The organism is Leptolyngbya sp. BC1307 (assembly GCF_002286735.1).
Classification (GTDB): domain Bacteria; phylum Cyanobacteriota; class Cyanobacteriia; order Phormidesmidales; family Phormidesmidaceae; genus Phormidesmis.
This window is the reverse complement of the sequence record NZ_NRTA01000001.1, coordinates 38,872-62,465: the sequence shown is the minus strand read 5'-3', so window position 1 is coordinate 62,465 and position 23,594 is coordinate 38,872. Positions and strand designations below refer to the sequence as shown.

The following is a 23,594-nucleotide window of genomic DNA, read 5'->3' as shown; positions in this document are numbered from 1 at the left end:
ATGCCGTACTGCCTGCCAATTGGCCGCTAGCTGCTGCTGGCGTGGTTGTGAACTAGCTGCTCCCAGCTCAGTCGGTCGGCCTGTTGCGTCTCTTGTCTGTACTCTTGCAAAACAGCGCCTATCCAGACAAAGAAAAACCAAAGGTAGATCGCCATCCAGCTCAGTGGCGTTGCCTGAATTAAAATACACAGTATCAAAAAGCCAACCAGCGCAATCTGACAGGCAAAATGATTACGAATAGCACCTGAGTAAAAGTCGGCAACCGTTAGCCCTAATGCCAGTATAAAAACAACAAACCCAATGACGCCATTGAGATAGAGGACAGCGGCATAGGTAGAAAAAGACCCTAAGGTAATGTAGTTATCGTCATAGATCCAGGCCCTGCCGCGAATCACTCCCCACCCTAGCCAGAGCTTTTCTTGCCAGGCTTCTAATGTCTCTTTGACGACTAAGGCACGGGTAGAGGAAGAAGAGGCCCGAGCACTATCGAAAATCTCCTGTGGTTTTTGCAAAAGCGCTCCTACAGTCAGCTCAAACCAGCTGAGAATAGACAGCGTGATCGCCGTCAGCCAGAGCGGTAGCTGACGGACAGTGGCGTAGCGCAGACAGGCCAGCAAAATCAAGCTGGCGATAAAGCCAATCCAGGCGGTGCGGCTGAAGCTGATAATCAGCGTGCAAATCGTGCTGAACAGCGCCCAGTTGCGCAGCGGGCGGTTTGTTTCGTTCAGGCAGATTAAAAAGCACAGCAGGCTACAGACGCCCAAAATCGGCGGATCAGCAGTATGTAGGATGGTTCTAGGAACAGGTAAACCCGCAAAAAACTCAAAGCTTGCTGTCTTAACCAGCAGACTGCTAGAGACATCGCCAGGAATTAACCGGGCCAGCGGTGGTGTTAGCACCTGTTGAGACATTCCGGCTACCAGAAGCCCCATCTGAACGATGAGGTTGACCAACATGCCGAGGGTCATTAAAACGATGCCGCGTGTCAAAATAGGAAGACGAATGCGACTGAAGAAAGGGAGCGCGATCGCTGCAAAAATCAGCAGGTAGCTTTTAAAGAAAGTCACCATCGCCGCTGCCACCGTCGTCAGACCAGCCGACATATCTTCAAGCCCTAAAATCGTGGTCCACAGCATAAAAACCGTCATGATCAGCCAGGCCCATACGCAAAGGGGCAGCCGCCGCCGCAAGACAGTATCAAACCTGAAGTAGTAAAGCAACAAAAAAATCACGACCGCCGGATAAAACAGCGTCTGAATACCCGATAGCCACCATACCGGCGTGAGTACAGCCGTCCAATACAAAATCTTTTCCGCCAGCGAAAGCGGCGATGAGACTAACCGTGCAGGATTTATAAGAGGTTCTAGAAAATTTGGCATAAGAGGTCGAATACTACGCTCAGGAGAATCCTAGTACATGAAGATATTTTTGAACGCAAATTTCGGGCGTAAACTGGGCTAGCCAGGCGTCATCGGCGGGTTTAGCTTCAGTTCCCAACGTTTTGAGAATGGCCTTGGCCATCTGCTCGCTGTCACCTACCGGCACGAGCAACCCATACTGGCCGTGGTTTAAGACTTCAGCCGGGCCGCTAGGACAATCTGTCGAGACGACCGGGGTGCCGACCGCCAGCGCTTCTATCAAGACGTTGCCAAAGCCCTCCCAGGCCGAAGATAGGGCTAAGAGGGCGGCTTGTCTCATATAGGCATAGGGGTTTTGGGCAAAGCCAGCCAAATCGACATCGGCAGAGAGCTGCAGTGTCTCAATCAGGTCTCGGAGCGCGGCTTCTTCTGGCCCAACGCCCAGAATGATCAGCTTAGCGGGCCGCCGCTGTCGGACGCTGGCAAAGGCGCGGATGAGGGTAGAAAAGTCTTTTTGAGGATGCAGCCGACCCACGCCTAAGATAACGGGAGGCTGCCCGTCGGCGAACCAGGGATGGGCGATCGCCGATTTTGATTTTTCTATCAGCTCGGGGGTGACCGTCGGGTTGTAAATCACTTTAATGGCGTTGGGCGGGAGGCGGGTAGTGCTAGCTAGATCATCGGCAACCCCTTGAGAGACTGCAACAATATCATCTGCCCAGGGGTAAAACAGCCGGGCGGCGAGTGGCGTCAGCCGCACAGAGAGCTGCTGGGTATGGCGAGCCTGTACCGAGAGCGTATTGCGCTCAGAGACGACAACCCGAGTGGAGCTGCCGGCCATGCGCTTCGCCCACAGGGCAATCTCAGCGGGATAGTGCAGAGCGGCTAGCAGGGCGCGGGGCTGCTGCTGCTTCAGATAGTTCACCAGTTTGGGCAGGCTGCGCAAAACCTGTGGTGATTCTAGATCGACAATGCGCACCTCAGGTGGTACCTGGGCCAGGTAAGCGCCGGTTTTACGCGGCAGAATTAAGTCTACAGAGAGGCCGCGTTCGACAAAGCCACGGGCCAGGTGTAAGAAAACCCGCTCTGCCCCGCCGCCATGCAGACTGCGAATGAATAGGGCAATATCTGGAGTAGACCGAGACGCTGTAGACTGCATGGACAAATCCGATTTAAGATGGCTGTAGCTGTTGTGACAATAGTTAAACTGACCCCTGAACTAAATCTCGGTCTAAATCTCGGCTTTTTCGGGTAGCGCCGCGAGAACTTGCATCATCTGAGCGGCGATCGCCTGCCAGCTCAGTGTCTTTTTCATCGTTTCTCTGGCGGCCTGCGAGACTTCTGCTAGCTGCTCAGGAGATTTGAGCAGTTGAATCACTCGCCGCGCCAGCGTATCAGGATCTAGCGGATCTTGATCAATCACAAAGCCATTCACCCCATCTTGAACAAAATCAGCCGTGCCGCAGGCCGGGTTTTTGGCAATGACACAGGGCACCCCGTAGTTCATCGCATCAAGTATGAAAATGGCGAACGGGTCACACCTGGCGGGGGCCAGCACTAAATCTGCATTGAGAAAGAGAGAAATTAGTCGATCAGCGTCTGTAATACTGCCAGGATTTTCGACCCCGTCGATAGCGATGTCTAGCTTTTTACCAATAATAACCAACCTGGCATTGGGCAGCGCCTGCCTTACTTTTTCAAAGGCAGCTAAGACAATATCACCGCCCTTTCGCTCAAAATCTGAACCGTTAAACAACAGTACCTGGCTACCAAAATTTTTCTCACCCGTATAAGGCTGATTGACGAAGTTACCAGCGGCTCCGACTACCGTAACTTTTGGGTCGGGCTGGCCATAATCTTCGATGAGAGACTGCTTGACTACAGTGCTCGTGCAAAAAATATGATGGGCGGCTGTGTAGGTAGCGCCCTCGCACTCAAGCCACCCTTGCCGGCTAGCCGGACTTATCGCCGCTGCCCAGGGTTGCCACATGTGGCCAGAGAGGGCAGATGTAAAGTCTAAAAACAAGACGTAAGGAATCTCTGCCGGATACCAGAAAGGTCGGTAGGTAGCAAAAACGTGAAATATCAAATCGGGGATAGCTGGGAGCTGGTAGATGCGGTTCTCTAGTCGCTGTGAGCGATCGCGAAAGCCTGCCGGATGTTTTTGAAAGGCGGCGTGGGCCTGCTGTAATGAGCCGAGCCGTAAGCCGTACCAGGCTTTGATGCCTTTGCGAATAGGAGAAGCCTCATACCACGCTGGTTCGCGCTCTAGAAAGCCCATCGTCTGAACGTGCTGCGCGAGTTCTTCAAACAAAAAGCGGTGTCGCTGCAGGAATAAGGCTTCTCCGGTTACTAAAACGTTTTTGACTTTCATAGGGTTACGGGCAGCATTTAATAGAGGTGGGGCACTGGTGAAAGCGAGGAAAGCCTGATAGCGCTTATGACTGGGCGCTCGCTTGTCGAATGCGGCGGATTACTTTAGAGAGGCTTTGCTTAGCGATCGCCATATAAGAGAACAGCTGCTGCGAGTCAAACAGCCTGAGCAAACCAAGATAGAGAAGGGTAAACGCCACGGCTCTGACAATGGATGGCAGCGGCACAGCAACGACGAGCGCCGCCAGCGTCAGCACAAAGGGTTTGATCACTGGTAGCAAGATTCGGGCCATTGACCAGCCCACAGCGCGACAGCCAACCCACCACCAAAAGAGAGTCCACACCAGCCCTAGAATGATGGCTGCGGCGATCGCCAGCCCAATCACCCCGCCCAGATGAGCGCCCAGAAAAAAGCTGCCTACGGCCACTGGGGCGATCGCCAGATTGACCTTTGCATTGATATTGGGCATGCCTTTAGCCGAGAGCATCACCTTAAGCGGGCCATTGAGTACCCTTGAATAAGTCGAAAGCAGCAGCCACGGCAGAATATTGGCAACCGGTGCCCAGTTTTCACCAAACACAAAGACAATAAATCGCTGATCAACAATCAAAAAGATCAGCGCGTAGAGCGGTGTCGCTAAATAGGCAATCTGTTTGACAACGCCAGAGAGCGCTTTTTCTTGCAAATGAAGATCTTTGATCTCGGCAAAGACGGGCATGCCCAACTCATTCATCACCGGGTTGAGAATGGTTGATAGCGCCATTGCTAGCTGATAAGCGAGATTGTAATAGCCCAGGCTGGCCTTACCCAGCAGCTTGCCCACGGCAAAGTTGTCCAAATTGGAGTTGGCATAAAACCCAAAGCTCGACCCGACCGCGCTCAGACAATAGCTGGTCACTTCTCGCCAAATCTGCGGATCTATTCGCAGCGAGAGCCGCAAGTGAGACTGATAGCGCACCAGCACGTAGCTCAAGATCCAAAAGGCAGCGTCGCCAATGGCAAACGACCAGTAGCTCAGCCCCAAAAAAGCCGAGCCGATGGTAAACAAAAGGCGCACCATCGAGGCGATAAAGGTATCTTTTGCAAGAACGCCATACTGCTTTTGCCGCATCAGAATGGCAGCATAGACGTAATACCCAGACGACAAAAACAAATTGACCGAGTAGGCCAGTAGCAGCCAGGTGAGTACAGGCTCGTCAAAGAACCGGGCAACTAGCGGGGCGATCGCCGCTAGCGCCACCCCAATCACCGCCCCAATCGCCAAGCTCACAGAGTAGGTCGTATCCAGATAGCGCTTTTCGCTCGTGCCTTTATAGAGAATAAAAAGACCCGTCGAGTTTTGGATAAACAGCGTAAACAGAGACCAAAAAATATAGGCAATGCTAATCACGCCAAAATCTGCCGGGAGCAGCAGCCGCGCCAGAACTAAGTTGCTCAGCAGCGCAAAGAAGCGCCGCGAGAAATTGCTGGCTGTAATCCAAAGACCGCTTTTAAGTAGAGAGCTAGAAGACATCGGGCACCCGGCATAAAAAGAGGACAGGAGACACTTCAGATTGCTTTGCGCCTTAGCTGATTAGCTTATCGGCCACCATATCTCACCCAGGTAGCGAGCTGCCGCCTCAGCCTAGCGGCTCTGTGAAATTTACCAGCGCGGTTGTTGCTATGGGGATAAGGCTGATTAGGAACCGGCTTGTCTAAAAACTGACAGATATCAAGCCAGGGCTCGTCTTGACCGACCTCGCTAATCAGCAGATCATCCGGGCGATGCTCAAAGTAGCGCTTTACCCCCTCGGTATGATGCTCATAGAGATAGGCAAAGCGCTCATAGCTAAAGGTAATGCAGCCAAATGTCTCTAGCCGGGACTGGTTGTCGCGCGGTGGATACATCGGTGGCTGGCTGTACCATTTCTCTGTTGACTTTAGCCAGGCATCGCGATCGCGCACTGTCAAAATAAACTTACTGCCCGGATAGTTCTGGTCGAGCTGAGGATAAAAATGTTCGCCAAAATTGGTAATCGCATCCCAGTCATCGCGAGCATATCTATACACGCCTTGCCGGTAGGAGGCCATACGCAGATCTAGCGGATTGTGCAACGACCGATAGCCCAATATTATCAGCGCCTCGTTCAGGCTAGAAGTCCCTGTTTTGGGCAGTCCTATATTAAATACTTTCATAGCAAAGATTAAATTCATGCCCGACAGTAGACATTCTGTTTCATGTGCGCTGTAAACGAGAGCAGAGAGCAGTCATTTGGGAGCTACTTGTGAACGGATGAGGCCCGGCCCAGCAATCTACCGATAATCACATTGGCAACCGGCATCAGCTTAACAGAGACCAGCGTAATCAGAGAGCGCGGATCGCGATAAAAGATAGTGGCATCTTCAGCCCAGGCTTGACCAATGTAATGCTCAGCTTGGTCGCGATCGCCCGCACTCAATGAGAGCCGGGCCAGCAGCCGGTAGGCATAGGCTCGCGCCGTAGGCAGCATCGGCTCCACTGTTTCAGGAGAGCGCTGACGAGCCGATTCGAGTACCTGCATCTGGCAAAAGTGCATTCGTTCTACATTAAAAGAGAGTCCGGAGGGCCGTACCCGATACTTGCACAAAACCTGAGGGTCTCGGTAAAACTGCCAGTGCCGGACAGCGGCAATTCTTAGCCAAAAATCAATATCCTCGCAGCTACGCAGCGATTCGTCAAATTCACCTACTTCTTCAAAAATGCGCTTTCTAAAAACGGCGTTAGAGCCGTGGCCAATAAAGTTTTTGCACAGCAGCGCTATCAGGGGATCAGCGTAGACTGGTTTACCGCTAAGCCGAATCGGTGTCGGTCTGCCGTCATCTCGAATCGCTTGAGAAGCGCTATAAACAACCCCAACTTCAGGCTTTTGCTGTAAAACAGCAACGTGTCTCGCTAGCTTATCAGGACTATAGAGATCGTCACCATCTAAAAGCGCGATATAGTCTGACCTGGCGTGGCGAATACCGTGGTTACGCGCAGAAGAGAGTCCACCATTTTTCTTTCTCAGCACTCTAAAGCGCTGGTCACCTTTGGCAAAGGCGATTGCTGCTTCAGCAGTGCCATCGGTGGAGCCATCATCTACAATCAGCGCCTCAAAAGACGATAGCGTTTGCTGTTGCAGAGAAAGCAAGGCGGGCATGAGATAAGAACGGATATTGTAGGCAGGAATGACTACACTAACTTCAGAGCTGACTTCATTAGATAATTGCTTCAATCTTAGTCCCTTCCCAGACAATTTTACAAAGCGGATTGCTGGCCAAATAAATACTCGGCTCAAATTGACACTTTAGATACTTTATTGGCAACAATACTGCGTTCTAATTGATACATTTCCTGATAAAAATGTTCAGTAAATATTCGATTTCGTTTTATATTTATATGCTGATTGATAGTTAAATTTAGAAAAACGCCCGTATTAGCAGCTTCAAAAGGGTCGTCCCCCATTAGCAGGCTGCATCTAATTGAGCACAGCTTTACTCAGGTTGGAGTCTATCTAAGGTGTATATTTTTCTCCTTGAAAATTTCCCTCCCTGCAAATAGTAGATTCGACCAAAGTAGCCGTCCTACAGAGAGGCTCACAGCAACTCTGCATCGGAGCTTCAGAAAGGCTCACGAGAACTCTACCTTAAAAACAGCGCCGTGTACTGGAGAAAACCAGTCACTTGTCCTGTCAAAGCAGTGATGTTTTAAGAGCAGATCGAGATAGTCAGAAGCTCTGCAGACTTAACAAAGACAATGCTTTTGGCAGATTCGCTCTTAATTTTTACGTCTGCTTTAAGGGGTTAGGTCTTCGTCCTTGATTGAGATCACTGCTTTTTTATCTCTGATAATGTTAAATGCTCTTTCCGTGCTTTATAGACACACAAACGCAGCTATGGTGGGGCTTCAGTCTTTAGATCGATGTGATGAATTAGCGACAGTAATCAGCTGACAGCAGTGGTAGGTTAGTAATGGCAACGAAGCTAGTGACGAAGTCAGAAATCTTTTCTTAGAAGGCAAGGCCCAATGAAAGCCAAGCATCCTATGTGTAAGGCGGTTGTGTAAGGCGGTTGTGTAAGGTAGTGGTTGGACTCTGCCTGCAGTAAGAATCGGCATTTGATTAGGTGAACTAATCTAGGCTTTAGGATTCTGAATGAGCTTGTATTATCAACGGAGATAGTTTCAGCCAGTTTCTAAACTGTCTTTTTCTAATTTCTTCATGTGAATGCTGCACGTTAGGGTTGAGCGTATATGTTCCTGATAGCTCGGTATTCTTAGCTCTAAAGTACGGCATTTTCATTGGTTAATTCCGTATCGCCTAGGGGCGAGGCTTCGTATTCCAAAAGACTCAGGGGACAACTATGCATTCAATATCACATGAAGAGGACTTGTCGCAGCCTCAGTTAAGCGACAAGCCTACAGGCTTTCCGAGGATTAACGTTAGCCTGCTAGGGCGACAAATCAGCTTCATTACCATCCCAGAACTTTTACGAGAGGTAGAACAAGCCTGTCAAAATCGTCAGCGGCTTGTGATCGCGTTTTTCAACGTTTACAGCTTTAATCTGGCGCTACATCTTCCGTGGTTTGACACCTTTATGCGGCGGGCGGATATCGTGCCCTGCGATGGCTCCGGCATTCTTAAGGCAATCAAGTTTCTGGGGTTGCGCTTGCCACTGGAGTATCGTACACCGGGTACGGTGTTTGTACCCGAACTGCTCCGATGTGGCAGTGATCTAGATCTCTCATTCTTTTTGTTGGGCGCTAAGCCTGAACACTTACAGACGGCTCTTCAAAAGATAAGAAAGGACTATCCAAGACTAAATATCGCTGGCCACCACGGCTACTTTGATCGTGACGATGCTCAGCAAAATGCCAGTATTGTTCAAAAAATTAACCAGGCGAATCCCGATATCTTGATCGTCGGTATGGGTATGCCAACTCAAGAGCAGTGGATCGCTCATAATATGGATAATCTCGATGTCAGGGTGATTATTCCCTGCGGTGCTATTATTGACCGTCTGGCAGGCGCTGTGCCCAACTGTCCCTATTGGATATCTGACGTGGGTCTAGAATGGCTGTATCGGCTGATACGGGAGCCTAAGCGACTGGCCAAGCGTTACCTGGCCGGAAACTTAGCGTTTGCCTTGCAGCTAGTTTTAGCGACGGCCTATTCGCGTCCTCTTAAGGTCAGTCGGGCGGCGTTAAAGAAGTCGAAGCTGAAGCTTGTTGACGGTAGCAGCGTCGATCTCTCTTGAGCAGCTAAGCATCAGCCTAGTCAAATATGGAATTAAACAACCCGAGAACGCCTCTGAGCGGTGAGAGTAAAAGCCCTGCAAAGTCTGAGGTTTGCGCCAAGCCTGAACGCTGAACTACGATGGTGTCGCCTTCTCTCAAAGGCGGATTGACCGTGCTGTCAAGATTCTCGCTGAAGTCAATTTCGACGGCTTCTTGGGCGACGGTGCCATTGGGGTTCAGGCGCACCAGGCTAACTTCTCCTCTAGCGGCCCGATTGGTAAACCCACCGGCGGCTAGCAGTCCCTGGTTTAAGGGCGTATTCGGCGCTAGCTCTACTGCTCCGGGCGTCTCTACTTCGCCGACTACGTATACGGTAATCGTCTCTGGTGAAAAACTAGCGGTGGCTAACTGGGTGATCTCTTCTGAATTCAGCGCGATCGCTTCAGGGACTAAAACGCGATCGCCATCAGTCAGCTTCAGATCTTGACTCAGGTCGCCATCTTTTAGTAGCTGCCACAGGCTGACGGTATAGATTTGGGGGCTAGCGCCATTGGGCTGAGGTCTTAGCACCTGTACCTGACGAACGTCTGCTGACTGGGTGATCCCGCCTGCGAGCTGTAGCGCCTGAGTGACGGTGATTGCATTGAGTTCGGCGGGGACGGTGTAAGCCCCGGGGCGGTTGACTTCGCCAGCGATCGCTACCTGCACTGGCCGCGTCGTCACCAGGTTGAGGGTGATCACAGGCGAGCGAATGTACTGCGCGTAGGCCGCTTCAATCGCTGCTGCCGCTTGCTCAATCGTCAGGCCGCGCACCTGTACGGGGCCAACTAGCGGCAGGCTGAGTCTGCCATCGGAAAGAATTTGGTACTGCTTGCTGTAGTCTGGCAGGTTAAAGACTTCGAGCTGAATCAGGTCACCCCCGCCTAGAAGGTAGCGATCGCTCTCGCCCAGATCGCTCTCTGGTACGGGCTCTGAGGCTGGCAGTGGGGGGCTTGGTGAGGGGGGGGGTGACAGTTGGGGCAAGTCTGCTGGGTTCTCTGATTGAGCAAAGCTGGGTTGGGCGATCGCCCCGAGCATCGCTAGAGGCAACCAAAGCAATTTTGAGTTGAGAACCGGTTGGTTTCTGATTTGTTTTTGCATAGTGTCAGTAGACCCCTCTTTAACCGCTCAACGCGCAAATGCTTTGGCAGACAACAAGACCTGCTGAGGTGCGTGACCCCTCAGCTCCCGGCTCAAATCAGCCTAGCGCAAAGCGTTTGCTTAAACTCTTCGTCAGTAAAGCAGAGCGTGCTATCGGTTGCTCTGCCAACTGTGACAGTTGTTGCCAAATTCGCTTTTAACCAAACCTTACACCGGCTTTAGCGTCTTCTAAAGATCCACGCTGTATATCTCCAGACAGATTGATTACTCACGGTTCGCTCATTTATTCTAGTGGTTCCACAAAAACTGGAAACGCTATATGTAGCGTAATGCAGCCTAGAATTACTCGGATTTTCCTTGTGATTGCTTGAGCACCCATATGGTGAGCGACAGACCATAGACTTGCTTTTTTGTCAATAGACTGAAACCCTATTGCTTTCGTAGCATTTCTGAAACTCCAATTAATTTGAGCGAACCATGAGGTCAGAAGGTAAGTGAGCCCTGATTCCGCTGCCACGCTCTATCGGCAGGTCGCTAAAATTGAGACTGTCTGCACTCATCAGCGCAATCGGCAAAGCCCCCAGATCAAATCTCGCGATCGCCTCTCACCAGGCATATCCCCATGCAGCTACCCTCGGTCAACCTCTCTCGTCTTCAGCAGCTCTTTCAATGGATCGCTCGCCCCTACGATTTTTTAGATGAGTGCGCAGAAAAGTACGGAGATATCTTTATCGCTCAGCTTTTTGGCTTTCCGCCGATGGTGATTATTAGCAATCCGCAGGCGATTAAGGAGATTTTTGCGGTCGATGCCAAACAGTTTGACGCAGGCAGAGGGCAACAAATACTCAAGCCGCTGCTGGGAGAGAATTCTCTAATTTTGCTGGATGGCGATCGCCACAAACGCGATCGCAAACTGCTCATGCCCCCTTTCCACGGTGCCAAGGTCAAAGCCTACGGGGACACCATCTGCCAGATTACCCGCGAAGTGAGCAACACCTGGCAACCGCAGCAGCCCTTTCTGGCCAGCGAAGCCATGGCCGAGATCACTTTAGAAGTCATTCTGCAAACGGTGTTTGGACTGCGAGAAGGCGATCGCTATCAGCAGCTCAAGTCCCTACTGATTGCGCTGCTAGATGCAACCGGGACGCCGCTCAGCGCCAGTATGCTGTTTTTTCCCTGGCTACAAAAAGATTGGGGCAGTTGGAGTCCATGGGGCAAAATCATGCGCCAGCGACGACAGATTTACAACTTGTTGCAGCAGGAAATTGAAGAACGAAGAGGCCAGCCTGAAACGGCGGGCGACGATATCTTGAGCCTGATGCTATCGGCGCGAGATGAAGACGGGCAGGCAATGACGGATATAGAGCTAAAAGACGAGCTGATGACCTTGCTCGTCGCCGGGCATGAAACCACCGCCTCCGTACTGACCTGGGCCCTGTATTGGATTCACAAACTGCCCGAGGTGAAAGATAAATTGCTGACAGAATTAGCAGGATTCGAAGAAGGGACCGACTGTATGGCAGCAGCTCACTTACCCTACCTAACCGCCGTCGCTTCAGAAACGCTGCGCATCTATCCCATTGCCCCCATCACCTCACCTCGAATCGCCACCCAGAAAGTCACCATCATAGATCACGCTTTCCCTCCTGAGACCGTCCTAGCGCCCTCCATGTATGCGCTTCACCACCGCGAAGATCTCTACCCTGAACCCAAACAGTTCAAACCCGAAAGATTTTTAGAAAGACAGTTCTCTCCCTCAGAGTTCATGCCGTTTGGCGGCGGCAATCGGCGCTGCTTAGGATACGCCCTGGCAAAGCTAGAGATTAATCTGGTGCTGGCAACAATATTAAAGCACTGCTCTCTCAGGCTCGCTGACGAGCAGCCAGTCACCCCTCGTCGTCGTGGGGTATTGGTCGCGGCGAGTAGCGGTATCCCTTTAGTATTAAAAAGTCGATAGCGCCTCAATCCATACTGAGAACGGCAATGGACGCAACCCAAGACAACCCCTGGTACGCCTGGTACGCCGCGTTTGATGAAACCCATAGCCCGGAAGAGCGCCAGCAGTGGTATAGCCAGGCCGCTCAAGCCTACCGATGGGCCAGACCTCGCTATCCAGAGGCGATCATTGAGCAGGTGATAGCGCGAGCAGGGCTCAACGCACAAAGCACCCTGCTAGAAATAGGCTGCGGGCCAGGGATTGCCACGGCTGACTTTGCCAAAAAAGGGCTAACCATTACCGGTATAGAACCGAGTGCAACGGCCTGTGCTTTAGCTCGTCAAGCCTGCAAAGCCTACCCCAGCGTCAGCATTCACAACAGCACCTTTGAAAACTATCCGCTCAACCAAAAATACGACGCGGTACTCGCCGCCACCTGCTTTCATTGGATATCGCCCGGCGTTGCCTGCACAAAGTCAGCCGCCGCGCTCAACCCAGGCGGATCGTTGATTTTGCTCTGGGCCACGCCGCCTCAACCCAGCGCAGAACTTTGCCAGTATCTACAGCCCGTTTACGATCGCTACAAGCTTTCGGACATGGGGCAAGAACATGGTCGCAGCGAGGCTTACTACCAGGGCAACTTTGAAACCTTCGCCAAGATGCTGAACACCTCCGGCTTTTTTCAGCCCAGCAGCGTGGCAATACAAAGCTGTCAGTCTATCTACAGCATTGAAAAATACCTGGCGTTGCTAAGCACGCTCTCCGGCTACATCGCCCTCGAAGCGCAGACCCGAGAAAACTTGCTGACAGACCTGGGAGCCCGACTGGCAGAAAAGCTAGAAACCGGCGCGCTAACAACCACCCACTGGTTTGCTTCCCAAGTTGCACCGCTGCTGACAGACTAATGCAGCGCCAAAGCTCATCTCCCCTGCTCCCCGTCTCCTTAGAAAAGCTGCTAGCAACTTAGCAAAAGGTAACGCTTCGCTGTATTCCTTCAACCATATGGCAGCATAATGATGAGCTAACAAGCATCATCAAAGCCCTACTAAAAGCAATTTCCCTTAAGCGATCCATGGAACAGCAGCAGACCTACAACGTTGTAATCACAGGAGCCTCCTCCGGTGTTGGCCTATACGCAGCCAAGTCGCTCGCCCAAAGAGGCTGGCATGTGATTATGGCCTGCCGCAACTTACCCAAAACCAAACGAGTTGCCGAGGAAGTGGGCATGGCCCCTGACAGCTATACCATCCTCAAATTGGATTTGGCCTCATTAGATAGCGTCAGGCAATTTGTCAAAGACTTTCGGGAGACCGGGCGATCGCTCGACGCCCTGGTCGTCAACGCAGCCATTTACAAACCCCAGCTCAAATCCCCCGAGCGCAGTGAAGACGGCTATGAAATCAGCGTCGCCACCAACCACCTCGGTCACTTTTTGCTGTGCAACCTGCTGCTAGAGGATATGAAAAAGGCGGCTCACCCGGAGCCTCGCCTGGTAACCCTGGGCACCGTAACGGCCAATCCCAAGGAGCTAGGCGGCAAAATCCCGATCCCGGCACCGCCCGATCTGGGCGACCTGAAGGGCATGGAACTCGGGTTCAAAGCGCCGATTGCCATGATCGACGGCAAAAAGTTCAAGCCAGGGAAAGCCTACAAAGACAGCAAGCTGTGCAATATGCTGACCATGCTAGAAATGCACCGCCGCTATCACAAGGATACGGGGATCGTCTTCAACGCGCTCTATCCGGGCTGCGTGGCCGAATCTGACCTCTTTAGGGATGCGCCCAAGCTATTTCAGACGATTTTTCCGTTCTTTCAGAAGAATATCACCGGCGGGTATGTCTCTGAAGAAGAGTCAGGCGATCGCGTCGCCAAAGTCGTCGCCGACGAAGGCTACAACAAATCGGGCGTGTACTGGAGCTGGGGCAACCGCCAGAACGAAAATCGCGAAGCCTTCTGCCAGGAAGTTTCCAGCGAAGCCGCCGATGAGAACAAAGCAGGCAAGCTGTGGGAACTCAGCGAAAAATTGGTCGGCGTGACCTAATTCTGCAATACAGATCCAAAAGGTACAGTTTGCAAGGCTGGCTACTGACAGATATTAAGTTGTGTGTCAAAACTAATGGGGGGAGCGATCGCTCCTCCGTTGTTTCAGCCTTGAGAGATGCTCTCACATGCTAGATTCTGCTCTGTGCCAGCAGGCATCGTCCACACGCCTCTGGTCAATGCTGACCTGGAGAGTGACTCATGTATTTTCTTTCGTATTCTCTCACCCACTGCTAGTGGTGCTGGCTCTAGTCGCGATCGCTGGCCTACCCTGGATAGTCCGGCAGGCCCGTTGGCAAAAGCCAGCGCTCATGCTCAGCGGTAGTCTGCTAGTCATTTACCTGACAGCTGCCTCACCTATTCTGATGGGGTTAGGCAATAAACTGCTGGTGGGTTTTGTCCCGCCCGATTCTGGTGAAAAAGCAGCGGCCATCGTCGTGCTGGGCCGAGGGTCAGAGCAAAATCCGATGCGCGTCAGAGAAGCGGCTAAGCTGTGGAATAACCAGCGGGCTCCGCTAATTTTTGCCAGCGGACGCGGTGATGCTCCGCGAATCGCCGATTTATTACAGCAGCAGCAGGTGCCGTCAGAAGCGATCGCCGGAGAACCCTGCTCACTCACTACTGACCAAAACGCCGAATTTACCGCTGCGATTTTGCGGCCCCAGGGCATAGATAAAATTATCTTAGTCACCGATCCGCTGCACATGATGCGATCGCTCCTTACTTTTGAGAGCTTCGGATTCGAGGTCATTCCCCACATCAGTCCAGTCGCCGAAAATACCCAGCGCATTCAAAGGCAGTTTTTAGTCTTTAGAGAAAGCCTCGGCCTGGTTAGCTATGGTCTTCTCGGTCGCTACTCTGCCCGTAAGGTACCGCCAGTATCTGTCATCTATGCAGACAGCAGGCACTTACCCGCGCAACAGCCGAACCGCGCTTCCATAGAGCCAGAAAATATCGCTGGCCATCTCTAAGCTGATAAAATCGCCAGAGCCCCTCCTACCGCAGTCACTTGCCATGACCGACGAATCAGTCCCTGAACCACTGCAAAATTCATCCTCTGAAGCACCCAGTGAACCCATCACACCGACAACCATCTCTCTAAGACTTAAGCCCGGTGAGGATGTTCGCCAGGAACTAGAATCTCTTGCCATTAGAGAAAGGATCAGTGCAGGCGTGGTTCTCAGTGCGGTGGGCAGCCTATCTGAAGTATGTCTACGCTTTGCCAATAGCGACACCCTCACTGAGCTAGAAGGTAAACACGAAGTCTTAACCCTGTCTGGCACGCTAGGGGCAGACGGCGTCCATTTGCATATGACCGTTGCCAACTCGCAAGGGGAGTGTATCGGCGGCCATGTTGTCTACGGATGCCAGGTATACACTACGCTTGAGCTGGTAATCGTCTCTATTCCCGAAGTCAGGTTTCGCCGCATATTTGATGAAACGACAGGGGCCAAAGAGCTGACTGTCTCCCCCAACCAGTCGTGACCGTGCCCGCCTTTACGCCACAGCCTTGCGCTTACCGGCTACTATCCACCCGCCTAAAGCCACTAAACCCAGTACACTAGCCGGTTCAGGGACAGACTTAGCATCCATCGGGTCGGCAATGAAAAACTCGTAGTTCCCTGAGTGAGATACGCCGTCTTCGCGTGAAGAATCGTTTCATGATGGAATTCCTAGTTTGGTTTTCTTGAGAAAGCAGTGTGTTTGCTTCAGTGATTTAAGAATGCCATCGCCAAGGAGCTGCCATCTGAGTCTTCATTAAGGGCTGCTGAATCTGGCTGAGTAGTCACAGTGAATTGCTCACAGGCTACGCTCAGCCTCTCCTCATCAAAGGCACAAGCTATGCTAGCCAGCGATCGCCCTGCTGAATATGTCACCGTCTGACGCTCTGCTCCCCTATCGAACCAACCGACCAGTCGGCGTTGCCCCCAAGACTGAAAGCGTATAGTCAAACCGACCGCCGCCATTGTCCTGCCAGCCAGTGAGTCGGCCTGCTGAGTCAAAAATGGGGTCGTTGTTATAGCTCGTGACGACCGCAAAATATAAGTCGGTTTTAGGCACCATCAGGTCACTAATGCGAGACTGCTGCCCGCCATCGGTATCATCGGCTGCCGCGATTAGCGCGCCGCTGCGATCAAAAATGAATAGCTGCGAATCGTCACTTGTGTAGAGGCTGCCCGTCATCACCTGCGTGACTTCTAGATTGATGGTGAGGCGATCGCCCAAACCCGCGACAAAGCCATACACCTGATGGCCCGGCCCTACATGGCCTGCAATGACGTTTAGACCCCGGCTCAAATCAATCGGTTCAGCCGGGGTCAGCCCTACCGGATTGCTCATGGCTACTGGCAGCGCAAAGGCTTCGGTTTCGGTGACGACCTGAGCGGAGTAGCGGTTGTTCGTCGTAGCGGCAACGGCCCTGTTCCACCCGAGCGGCTCACCAGTTTGGACAGTCGGCGGCAAGGTTGCTTCTAGCAGGTATGGATTGGCGCGATCGCAAGCCTGCTCATCAGTCACGATAATATTCTCTGCTCGAAAGCGCTCTAACTGTCGGCGCAGATCCAAAAGCGCACGGCGATTACCGTCAGTTGTCTGGTCATCAGCAACCAGCATCCCAACGATATTGACCGCTTCATACCAGTCATTCGCGCAAATCGCCTGATCTAGATCAAATATAGTCGTCCTCTGGGCATAAGCAGGTAAACCAGAAGCTGCAAACGCACTAAGGACAAGCATGAGCGCTGACGGTGGCCAGCAGAATCGCCAATTAGATCGACAGGCAACCCAGAATCGGTTCACCATATTTTCTCCTTTGGTTTGAATAAATAGATATTTGTACAAATTTGGTTGATGTAAACTTTGGGTTTACGCTAGCAAAACCCATCAGCCGGGCACATTAGAACCGCTGGCTGCAGCTAGCACCGACTAACCTGATTGAGATAGCGAATTTAGTATGCCCCGGACACTTTATCTAGACAACCGCAGACAGGCTTAGAATGGAAGAGAACCTGAAGCTGCTTGTCGTTGACGATGAGCTTGACAATTTAGATTTGCTGTATCGGACCTTTCGCCGAGACTTTCAGGTATTTAAAGCTGACAGCGGCAAAGCAGCCCTGGATCTGCTCAACGAAGTGGGGGAAATGGCGATTATCATCTCCGACCAGCGCATGCCACAGATGAATGGCACTGAGTTTCTGAGTCGGACGGTAGAGCGCTTCCCCGATACCATTCGGATGGTACTCACTGGATATACCGACGTAGAAGATCTCGTCTCAGCCATCAACTCAGGCAAAGTATTTAAGTACATCACCAAGCCGTGGCAACCTAAAAAGCTCAAGGAGATTGTTGCCCAAGCTGCCGAAACTTACAGAGTCATCAAGCGTCGCACTGATGAGCTAAATCGTGCCCTTCAACAGAAGTCGTTAATCAACGATATCATGACGGCGGTGCGGGGCTCTCTTGACTATGGCAGTACCCTGCAAGCCGTCGTAACTACCCTGGGAAAAGCCTTTAATACCGATCTAGCCATTCTCTATCCAGTCGAAACTTCGCTAGGAGAAAGCGACCCCCAAGCTCTGTTGATCTACCGACCTCTACAAGATGGCGCTCAGTCTGAAGGCAAGCCTGAAGAGGGCTTTACCCTAGATCTAGAATCCCTACCGCCGCTGCTATCGACTTCAGCTATTTTCTCAGAATTAGTAGAGATAGCGGGTAAACTCGTCACTAGAATCGTTGTTCCTTTTTTAGACAAAGGCACGCCGATTGCGACCATCTGCCTTTACAAAGCGGCAGCAGATCAAACCTGGGCAGACAGTGCCACATCGCTACTCAACAACGTCTCCGAGCAAGTTGCTTTAGCTATTTTTCAGGCTAAGCTCTATCAAAAAATCCATCGTCAGTCGATGCAGATGCGAGCTGAGCTTGAGGTCGCCAGAAAAGTTCAAAGCAACCTGCTGCACCAAAGCTGGCCCGAAATTCCAGGCATTAAGATTCAGGCGCGCTGTCAGCCTGCTAGAGAAGTAGGCGGTGATTTTTTTGAAGTCTTCATGCATCCTCAAGGAGACATCTGGTTAGCAGTAGGCGATGTGTCGGGCAAGGGCGTTCCTGCTGCGCTGTTTATGGCCAGCGCTATTTCGGTTTTGCGCCGCGAGCTAGCTCAAGAAAAATCGCCCGATCCAGATCGGGTGATGCGCAATCTCAACCGCATCCTGTCTGCTGACTTGGTGAGCAACAACTGTTTTATCACGATGGCGCTGCTTCGCTATAGCGAAGCGACCAAGCGGCTAGTCTATGCCAATGCCGGACATGTCTACCCCATAGTGTGGTCTCACTCCCAGCTAGTGGCCAGCCGTCAGGGGCGAGCTGAGCCCGTACAGCCCACGTACCTGGATGAAAGAGGTGTCCCCCTGGGTATTTTGCCAGACTGGCAGGCGGCGGCTGGTGAACTAGAGCTAGCAGTAGGCGATATCGTTTTACTGACTAGCGATGGCATTACCGAAGCGACTGTGCCCAGCTATCGGGGGAGCGGTAGCTGCTCTATGTTAAATCAGGAGGGACTGTGGCATTTTTTACAGCAGCAGCCTGCTGAGCTAGACGTGGATGATTTACTCGCCTATATTCAAATGCCTGAAGCCGATCAGGAAGACGATCAAACGCTATTGTCACTGGAGGTGATGCCATGTTGAAAACCGAATTAGTGGTCCCCAGCGATCTAAGGTTTTTGAAGGTAGTAGAATATTGGCTACTGGAATCTTTGCAGCTAGTCGTTGATCAAGATATTGACTGGAGCGGGGTAGAAAGTCGGCTGCGGCTGGTAATGGTGGAGGTTTACTCCAATGTTGTCCGCCATGCGCATCATGAGCAGCCTGAGCTACCGGTGCTGATTCGTATTGAGCTAGAGGGTCACCATCTCTCGCTGGAAGTATGGGATCAGGGGGAGGGCTTTCAGCTAGACCAATATGCTGCGCCTGCGCCGGGTGACTTTCAAGAAGGGGGCTATGGCTGGCTGATCTTGCACCGGATTATGGATCGGGTGGAGTATAAGCTGCGGGTGGGCGGCGATCGCAACTGTCTAAAGCTGGTCAAAGACTTGGCGATTACGCCGGTTTGATATTGAGATCCTGAGCGCTGCCGTACCGAGCGACTTCTCCCATCTGCCAGGCCCACAGCTGATCGCCCCAAGAGAAGTGCCACCACTCGTTAGGATGCTGACGGAAACCAGCGGTTGCCATCGCTGCTGTCAGCAAATGGCGATGCTGATGGTAGCGCTGCTGATCGGAGTCTGGGCTATTAGCAAAGTGATCAGGGTAAGAGCGCAGCGAGATTTCGTCAATGTCCGAACCCATATCGAGGCTTTTTCCCTGGGCATTGACCACAGTGAGATCGACCGCTGCCCCGGTGCTATGCGGCGGCGGCATAGCCGGATTAAGGCTAGGAAGTGCCCAAAACTTTAGAACTTGCGCATTAATTCGGTCGCGATCAGTCTGACTTAAAGCGGTTACATCGAGCCCTTCTGCCTGAGCTAACTGCTCAAAAGTATAAGTCACCATAAACTGCTGCACCGCTACAGGTCGGTAGGCATCAAAAATTTGCAGATGCCAGCCGGGACACTGAGCCTGCAAGTGAGTCTGAGCCTGTATGAGCTTTTGCAACACCCCCTGACGCAAAAAGTAGGGAGACAGATTCCCATAGGGAGCGCCAAGGACGGCATAGGGATGAGGCGTGACAACAGCAAACTGCGTCAGGGGAATGGGCATCAGCGGCTCGCCGCATTCCTGAATAGGCACTCTTTGGTAGGGTTTCACAGTGCAAGCCGTTAGCGCTAGGCCGCGACGGGCTGAGTCTGACGGACGTAGGTGACAAAATTGCTGAGAATTTGCAGACCCGCCGTCGATGACTTTTCGGGGTGGAATTGTAAAGCCATCAGGTTGCCCTGAGCAACGGCAGCGGTGACAATTTGGCTACCGTGGGTGACGGTCGCCGCGTTGATGGCCGGGTCGCTCGGGGCTGCGTAAAAAGAATGCACAAAGTACACCCAGGCCTCGGCGGGAACATCTCGCCAGAGCGGGCAGTCGGGCTGCGTAAGCGCTAGCTGGTTCCAGCCCGTGTGCGGAATGGTCAGGCCGGGCTCACGCTGAAACCGGCGAACGATGCCGGGGAAAATGCCCAAGCCAGGTTCAGTGCCTTCTTCACTGCCTTCAAACAAGACTTGCAAACCCACACAAATGCCAAGAAAGGGCTTGCCACTACGGGCAATTCGGCGCAGGGGACCCGTCAGGTGGCGCGATCGCAAATGCTCCATAGCCGGGTCAAAGGCCCCTACACCGGGTAAAACGACGCCGTCTGCCTGCTCAATCTCAGCCACCGAATCGGTAATTAGGGTCTTCGCTCCGGCAGCTTGCAGCCCTTTACAGGCAGAGTGCAAATTGCCCATGTCGTAGTCAATTACAGCAATGGTGGTCATAGCGAGCCTCCAGCGAACTTTTTAGAGCAGGCATCCATTAGAGATAGAATCCTTACTACTCTACTGTGAAACTCTAGCGCTAGTCCATTGCTTACCTTGTCTCACGTACAGCCAACGATATGAAAACAGGCCCGCTGCTGATCACCTCCTTTCAGCCGTGGCGTGCCCATCAGCGATCCAACTCGTCCGACGATTTGATTGCCGATCTGCATAGTCAAGAGCGGCTGCCTGCCGATGCGATCTGGCTGCGGCGAGTACCGGTCAGCTTTCCGCTTGCGCCGCTGCGGGTGATGAGTGAAATTTATCGCCTGCGTCCTCGCGCCGTCATTTGCTGCGGCATGGCTGAAGGGCGTAGCTGTTTATCTTTAGAGCAGCAGGCAAAAGGCCCTCGGGTGCTACAAACTTCTGTCAACCTGCCAGAACTCCTGACGGGAACAATGCTAAGCGAGGTCAGCGACGATGCGGGCTGGTATGTCTGCAATCATCTCTACTACAGCGTTCTGGAGTTCATTGAGAAGCTGAATCTGGAGACTCAGGGGCTGTTTGTCCATATCCCAGCTTTGAGCCCACCCAGCAAAGCCTTGATTTTGAACGATTTTGTTCATATCGCGGCGCGGCTATCTCAATAGCAATAGAGTATTTACACATTAAGCACACGTTAATTTGGAAGCAATCTATGCTCGCCTGGCTGACTGCAACGTTACTGGCACAAACGCTGACACCAGCGGAGATGCCCCCGCAATCTGTAGAAAAAATCGTAGGGCAGCAGGTCAGACCGCTGCCTGGGCAACTCGACAGCGTGCCAGTCTTGAATAGCAACAGCCCTGAACTGGTCGGAGAGCCGGGTATTTTGCTTTCCACATTTCCACCTGAGGGGATGGCTGTGCCGGAGGCCCATCTTAATTTTCCGCTAGAGGGGCGGTTTGATGTGTTTGCGCACCATGTCTATAAGGTGGAAGCTTCTGAAGCGCTGGATAGTCTGTATTTAGGCGTCTTGATCCACAACCCCAGCGCCGAGCCGGTAACCGTGCGGGTGCTGACGGGCGCTAGCTATCTCAGTCAACCAGACGCGCCTTTTATTCAGCTGCCTGATTTTGTTGCTTTCGGCCCGCGTAATCCTGTCTTTGCGGGGCCGGGTAGTCGGGTGATGGGCGATATTTTGCAGGGTCGGCGACAGGAGATTTTTCCGGCAGTGCTGACCGTTGCACCCGGTAAAAGCGAATTGCTTTTGAATCAGCCGATTCCGGTGCGTGAACTGGAGCCGCCGATTAACGGTCGCTCTACGCTAGTGCAGCTAGAGAGCAGTGGGCCGGTATATGTCGCGAGTTTGGCTCAGATGGCGACGACTGACCTGGCAGGCAATGAAGCGCCGCCTGATTTGGCCTCTTGGCAGTCGCTTTTACGCGGCGGTGGTTTGGCTGGGCCGCGCGATCGCATCCCCACTCCCTTACCCATCACCAACGGCGAACAGCTAATCTATGGCCGAGTAGCGGGCGTTTCCGAAGGCTCGCAGTGGCAAGCGACGCTTACCGACTCAGGCAATGCTGAGATTACAGCTGACCCCCGATTGACGATTCCAGCAGCGGGAGAGGCTTTTTCCTACGGTGTGAGCTTGCTCTATGGCGGCACGATGGGCACCGATCAGGTACAGTCTGCCCCGATGCTAGTCCGCTACCTAGACACGGCTTATCAGGCTCACGGTAACTACGGTGTGCGATACAGCCTGACCCTGCCGCTATACAACCCGGCAGATACCGCGCAAACGGTGAGCGTCGCTTTGCAGACCGCTCTCAAAGAAGATCAGCTCAGCCAGGATGGTCTGCGCTTTTTAGAGCCACCCGCCGCGCAGACCTTTTTTCGCGGGCCGGTGCAGGTGCGCTATCGCAGCGACAGCGGTTTGCCCCAGGTGGGAAATATTCACCTTGTACAGCGTCGGGGGCAGCAGGCAGAACCGCTAGCAACAGTTATGATCGCCCCTCTGTCTACTCGCACGGTGAGCATAGATTTGCTCTACCCGCCTGATGCCACGCCGCCGCAGGTGCTCACTGTGAAAACGGCAGCACTACCTGGTGAGGCATCGCCGCGCTAGAGTGCTATCAGGTCAATGACGCTTCCGACAATCATGATCATCAAGGGAACAACTCAACTGCTCGGCGTGATTGGCTACCCGGTAGAGCATTCTTTTTCGCCGCTGATGCACAATGCGGCGATCGCTTACCTCGCTGCCGACTACGCTTATTTACCTTTTCCCATTCGTCCGGCGGATTTAAAGGCAGCGATCGCAGGCTTTAGCGCCATCGGCGTGCAGGGATTTAATATCACTATTCCTCACAAGCAAAGCATCATACCGCTGCTTGACGACGTGAGTGAGGTGGCACAGGCCATTGGCGCAGTCAATACGGTGTGGCGCAGTGAAACCGGTTGGCACGGCACTAATACAGACGCCGCCGGTTTTTTAGCACCACTGAAGGCGCTGAATCGAGAGTGGTCAAGTACGCCCGTGGTCATTTTGGGCAATGGTGGCGCGGCGCGGGCAGTAGTGGCAGCCTGCTATCAGTTGGGATGTTCGCAGATTTGGGTGATGGGGCGATCGCCAGACAAACTCAAGCACTTTGCTCAGAGCTGGTCAGCAGACATCGCATCAAAGCTATCAACTTTAGACTGGGAGCAGCTCGGTGACTATTTGCCAAAAGCTGGGCTAGTCGTGAATGCGACGCCGATTGGAATGCATCCAAAGGTAACCGCTTCGCCCCTGAGCGAGGCTGAAATCGGACTAATACCTCAGGACGCCCTCGCTTACGACTTGATCTACACCCCCCGACCTACGCAGTTTTTACAGCAGGCTAGCGCTGCCGGACTCACTGCCATAGACGGACTAGAAATGCTTGTGCAGCAGGGCTCAGCGGCGCTAGAAATCTGGCTGAAGCAACCTGTACCAGTCGCCATCATGCGTCAGGCGCTGCTCGATCATTTGGCAGGCCAGCAGCCATAGCTATATTTAATAGCCAGGCGTAAATAAACCGTTTCTAGAGAGCAGGTGAGCAGGATGA

Annotated in this window: 22 protein-coding genes; 11 read left to right on the top strand and 11 right to left on the bottom strand. The window is 52.7% G+C overall.

Features of this window, described 5'->3' with window-relative positions; translation table 11 throughout:
- Positions 1-26 precede the first annotated feature (26 nt).
- The 6 genes from CKL79_RS00290 to CKL79_RS00265 form a co-directional block, all read right to left on the bottom strand.
- Complete coding sequence (locus tag CKL79_RS00290) at positions 27-1,379, bottom strand: O-antigen ligase family protein (protein ID WP_121967592.1); 1,353 nt, start codon at positions 1,377-1,379, stop codon at positions 27-29.
- Positions 1,380-1,398: 19 nt separating this feature from the next.
- Positions 1,399-2,517, bottom strand: a complete 1,119-nt coding sequence (locus CKL79_RS00285) for a glycosyltransferase (RefSeq protein ID WP_121967591.1) — start codon at positions 2,515-2,517, stop codon at positions 1,399-1,401.
- Between the two features lie 72 nt (positions 2,518-2,589).
- On the bottom strand, positions 2,590-3,732 hold the full coding sequence (locus CKL79_RS00280; RefSeq protein WP_121967590.1) for a glycosyltransferase family 4 protein: 1,143 nt from the start codon (positions 3,730-3,732) through the stop codon (positions 2,590-2,592).
- Positions 3,733-3,796: 64 nt separating this feature from the next.
- Positions 3,797-5,245 (bottom strand): oligosaccharide flippase family protein, encoded by a 1,449-nt coding sequence (locus CKL79_RS00275; protein ID WP_121967589.1) that lies wholly within the window; start codon positions 5,243-5,245, stop codon positions 3,797-3,799.
- Between the two features lie 65 nt (positions 5,246-5,310).
- Positions 5,311-5,907: a sulfotransferase family protein gene (locus CKL79_RS00270; protein WP_141242117.1), complete on the bottom strand. Its 597-nt coding sequence runs from the start codon at positions 5,905-5,907 to the stop codon at positions 5,311-5,313.
- An 83-nt stretch (positions 5,908-5,990) separates the two neighbouring features.
- Positions 5,991-6,965, bottom strand: coding sequence for a glycosyltransferase family A protein (locus CKL79_RS00265; protein WP_121967587.1), 975 nt, complete (start codon positions 6,963-6,965; stop codon positions 5,991-5,993).
- A 1,126-nt stretch (positions 6,966-8,091) separates the two neighbouring features.
- Here CKL79_RS00265 and CKL79_RS00260 point away from each other — a divergent pair.
- The gene (locus tag CKL79_RS00260) at positions 8,092-8,985 is read left to right on the top strand and encodes a WecB/TagA/CpsF family glycosyltransferase (protein WP_121967586.1); all 894 of its coding nucleotides are present in this window, start codon (positions 8,092-8,094) and stop codon (positions 8,983-8,985) included.
- Positions 8,986-9,001: 16 nt separating this feature from the next.
- Here the strand turns inward: CKL79_RS00260 and CKL79_RS00255 are convergent, their stop codons facing one another.
- A complete protein-coding gene (locus CKL79_RS00255) occupies positions 9,002-10,105 on the bottom strand; it encodes an SLBB domain-containing protein (protein WP_121967585.1) in 1,104 nt (367 codons plus the stop codon).
- A 622-nt stretch (positions 10,106-10,727) separates the two neighbouring features.
- Here CKL79_RS00255 and CKL79_RS00250 point away from each other — a divergent pair.
- The 5 genes from CKL79_RS00250 (at position 10,728) to CKL79_RS00230 (ending at position 15,566) form a co-directional block, all read left to right on the top strand.
- A complete protein-coding gene (locus CKL79_RS00250; protein WP_121967584.1) occupies positions 10,728-12,062 on the top strand; it encodes a cytochrome P450 in 1,335 nt (444 codons plus the stop codon).
- A 26-nt stretch (positions 12,063-12,088) separates the two neighbouring features.
- Entirely contained in the window at positions 12,089-12,946 is an 858-nt protein-coding gene (locus CKL79_RS00245; RefSeq protein WP_121967583.1) for a class I SAM-dependent methyltransferase, read from the top strand.
- Positions 12,947-13,113: 167 nt separating this feature from the next.
- Positions 13,114-14,082 (top strand): protochlorophyllide reductase, encoded by a 969-nt coding sequence (locus CKL79_RS00240; RefSeq protein ID WP_121967582.1) that lies wholly within the window; start codon positions 13,114-13,116, stop codon positions 14,080-14,082.
- Between the two features lie 127 nt (positions 14,083-14,209).
- Positions 14,210-15,052, top strand: coding sequence for a YdcF family protein (locus tag CKL79_RS00235; RefSeq protein ID WP_121967581.1), 843 nt, complete (start codon positions 14,210-14,212; stop codon positions 15,050-15,052).
- Between the two features lie 43 nt (positions 15,053-15,095).
- Entirely contained in the window at positions 15,096-15,566 is a 471-nt protein-coding gene (locus CKL79_RS00230; RefSeq protein WP_121967580.1) for a PPC domain-containing DNA-binding protein, read from the top strand.
- Positions 15,567-15,578: 12 nt separating this feature from the next.
- Here the strand turns inward: CKL79_RS00230 and CKL79_RS00225 are convergent, their stop codons facing one another.
- Positions 15,579-15,674 carry a PEP-CTERM sorting domain-containing protein gene (locus CKL79_RS00225; protein ID WP_121967579.1) on the bottom strand — a complete coding sequence of 32 codons (96 nt, stop codon included), beginning with the start codon at positions 15,672-15,674 and terminating at the stop codon, positions 15,579-15,581.
- A 303-nt stretch (positions 15,675-15,977) separates the two neighbouring features.
- Positions 15,978-16,817, bottom strand: coding sequence for a hypothetical protein (locus CKL79_RS00220; protein ID WP_121967578.1), 840 nt, complete (start codon positions 16,815-16,817; stop codon positions 15,978-15,980).
- Positions 16,818-17,077: 260 nt separating this feature from the next.
- On the opposite strand from CKL79_RS00220, the gene CKL79_RS00215 reads away from it, so the two are divergent.
- Together CKL79_RS00215 and CKL79_RS00210 are read left to right on the top strand one after the other, a co-directional pair.
- Entirely contained in the window at positions 17,078-18,766 is a 1,689-nt protein-coding gene (locus CKL79_RS00215; protein WP_121967577.1) for a SpoIIE family protein phosphatase, read from the top strand.
- Positions 18,760-19,191, top strand: a complete 432-nt coding sequence (locus CKL79_RS00210) for an ATP-binding protein (protein WP_121967576.1) — start codon at positions 18,760-18,762, stop codon at positions 19,189-19,191. The genes CKL79_RS00215 and CKL79_RS00210 overlap by 7 nt, the downstream gene beginning before the upstream one ends.
- On the opposite strand, the gene CKL79_RS00205 is transcribed toward CKL79_RS00210, so the two are convergent.
- Together CKL79_RS00205 and hisH are read right to left on the bottom strand one after the other, a co-directional pair.
- The gene (locus CKL79_RS00205; RefSeq protein ID WP_121967575.1) at positions 19,178-19,885 is read right to left on the bottom strand and encodes a M15 family metallopeptidase; all 708 of its coding nucleotides are present in this window, start codon (positions 19,883-19,885) and stop codon (positions 19,178-19,180) included. The two genes, CKL79_RS00210 and CKL79_RS00205, sit on opposite strands and share 14 nt — an antisense overlap.
- 17 nt (positions 19,886-19,902) lie before the next feature.
- Entirely contained in the window at positions 19,903-20,544 is a 642-nt protein-coding gene (gene hisH / locus CKL79_RS00200) for an imidazole glycerol phosphate synthase subunit HisH (RefSeq protein WP_121967574.1), read from the bottom strand.
- A 119-nt stretch (positions 20,545-20,663) separates the two neighbouring features.
- Between hisH and CKL79_RS00195 the strand changes: the two genes are divergently transcribed.
- From CKL79_RS00195 to CKL79_RS00185, 3 genes are read left to right on the top strand one after another with little or no spacing between them, the layout of a single operon-like run.
- A complete protein-coding gene (locus CKL79_RS00195; protein ID WP_121967573.1) occupies positions 20,664-21,173 on the top strand; it encodes a peptidase C15 in 510 nt (169 codons plus the stop codon).
- Positions 21,174-21,220: 47 nt separating this feature from the next.
- Positions 21,221-22,633, top strand: a complete 1,413-nt coding sequence (locus CKL79_RS00190) for a DUF3370 domain-containing protein (RefSeq protein ID WP_121967572.1) — start codon at positions 21,221-21,223, stop codon at positions 22,631-22,633.
- Positions 22,634-22,648: 15 nt separating this feature from the next.
- Positions 22,649-23,536: a shikimate dehydrogenase gene (locus CKL79_RS00185; protein ID WP_240518566.1), complete on the top strand. Its 888-nt coding sequence runs from the start codon at positions 22,649-22,651 to the stop codon at positions 23,534-23,536.
- The last annotated feature ends 58 nt before the right edge of the window (positions 23,537-23,594 follow it).

What these genes read in the sequence shown, in the direction of transcription:
- CKL79_RS00290 (WP_121967592.1), bottom strand. Translation starts at nt 1,379, where the DNA reads ATGCCAAATTTTCTAGAACCTCTTATAAATCCTGCACGGTTAGTCTCA.
- CKL79_RS00285 (WP_121967591.1), bottom strand. Translation starts at nt 2,517, where the DNA reads ATGCAGTCTACAGCGTCTCGGTCTACTCCAGATATTGCCCTATTCATT.
- CKL79_RS00280 (WP_121967590.1), bottom strand. Translation starts at nt 3,732, where the DNA reads ATGAAAGTCAAAAACGTTTTAGTAACCGGAGAAGCCTTATTCCTGCAG.
- CKL79_RS00275 (WP_121967589.1), bottom strand. Translation starts at nt 5,245, where the DNA reads ATGTCTTCTAGCTCTCTACTTAAAAGCGGTCTTTGGATTACAGCCAGC.
- CKL79_RS00270 (WP_141242117.1), bottom strand. Translation starts at nt 5,907, where the DNA reads ATGAAAGTATTTAATATAGGACTGCCCAAAACAGGGACTTCTAGCCTG.
- CKL79_RS00260 (WP_121967586.1), top strand. Translation starts at nt 8,092, where the DNA reads ATGCATTCAATATCACATGAAGAGGACTTGTCGCAGCCTCAGTTAAGC.
- CKL79_RS00255 (WP_121967585.1), bottom strand. Translation starts at nt 10,105, where the DNA reads ATGCAAAAACAAATCAGAAACCAACCGGTTCTCAACTCAAAATTGCTT.
- CKL79_RS00250 (WP_121967584.1), top strand. Translation starts at nt 10,728, where the DNA reads ATGCAGCTACCCTCGGTCAACCTCTCTCGTCTTCAGCAGCTCTTTCAA.
- CKL79_RS00245 (WP_121967583.1), top strand. Translation starts at nt 12,089, where the DNA reads ATGGACGCAACCCAAGACAACCCCTGGTACGCCTGGTACGCCGCGTTT.
- CKL79_RS00240 (WP_121967582.1), top strand. Translation starts at nt 13,114, where the DNA reads ATGGAACAGCAGCAGACCTACAACGTTGTAATCACAGGAGCCTCCTCC.
- CKL79_RS00235 (WP_121967581.1), top strand. Translation starts at nt 14,210, where the DNA reads ATGCTAGATTCTGCTCTGTGCCAGCAGGCATCGTCCACACGCCTCTGG.
- CKL79_RS00230 (WP_121967580.1), top strand. Translation starts at nt 15,096, where the DNA reads ATGACCGACGAATCAGTCCCTGAACCACTGCAAAATTCATCCTCTGAA.
- CKL79_RS00225 (WP_121967579.1), bottom strand. Translation starts at nt 15,674, where the DNA reads ATGGATGCTAAGTCTGTCCCTGAACCGGCTAGTGTACTGGGTTTAGTG.
- CKL79_RS00220 (WP_121967578.1), bottom strand. Translation starts at nt 16,817, where the DNA reads ATGCTTGTCCTTAGTGCGTTTGCAGCTTCTGGTTTACCTGCTTATGCC.
- CKL79_RS00215 (WP_121967577.1), top strand. Translation starts at nt 17,078, where the DNA reads ATGGAAGAGAACCTGAAGCTGCTTGTCGTTGACGATGAGCTTGACAAT.
- CKL79_RS00210 (WP_121967576.1), top strand. Translation starts at nt 18,760, where the DNA reads ATGTTGAAAACCGAATTAGTGGTCCCCAGCGATCTAAGGTTTTTGAAG.
- hisH (WP_121967574.1), bottom strand. Translation starts at nt 20,544, where the DNA reads ATGACCACCATTGCTGTAATTGACTACGACATGGGCAATTTGCACTCT.
- CKL79_RS00195 (WP_121967573.1), top strand. Translation starts at nt 20,664, where the DNA reads ATGAAAACAGGCCCGCTGCTGATCACCTCCTTTCAGCCGTGGCGTGCC.
- CKL79_RS00190 (WP_121967572.1), top strand. Translation starts at nt 21,221, where the DNA reads ATGCTCGCCTGGCTGACTGCAACGTTACTGGCACAAACGCTGACACCA.
- CKL79_RS00185 (WP_240518566.1), top strand. Translation starts at nt 22,649, where the DNA reads ATGACGCTTCCGACAATCATGATCATCAAGGGAACAACTCAACTGCTC.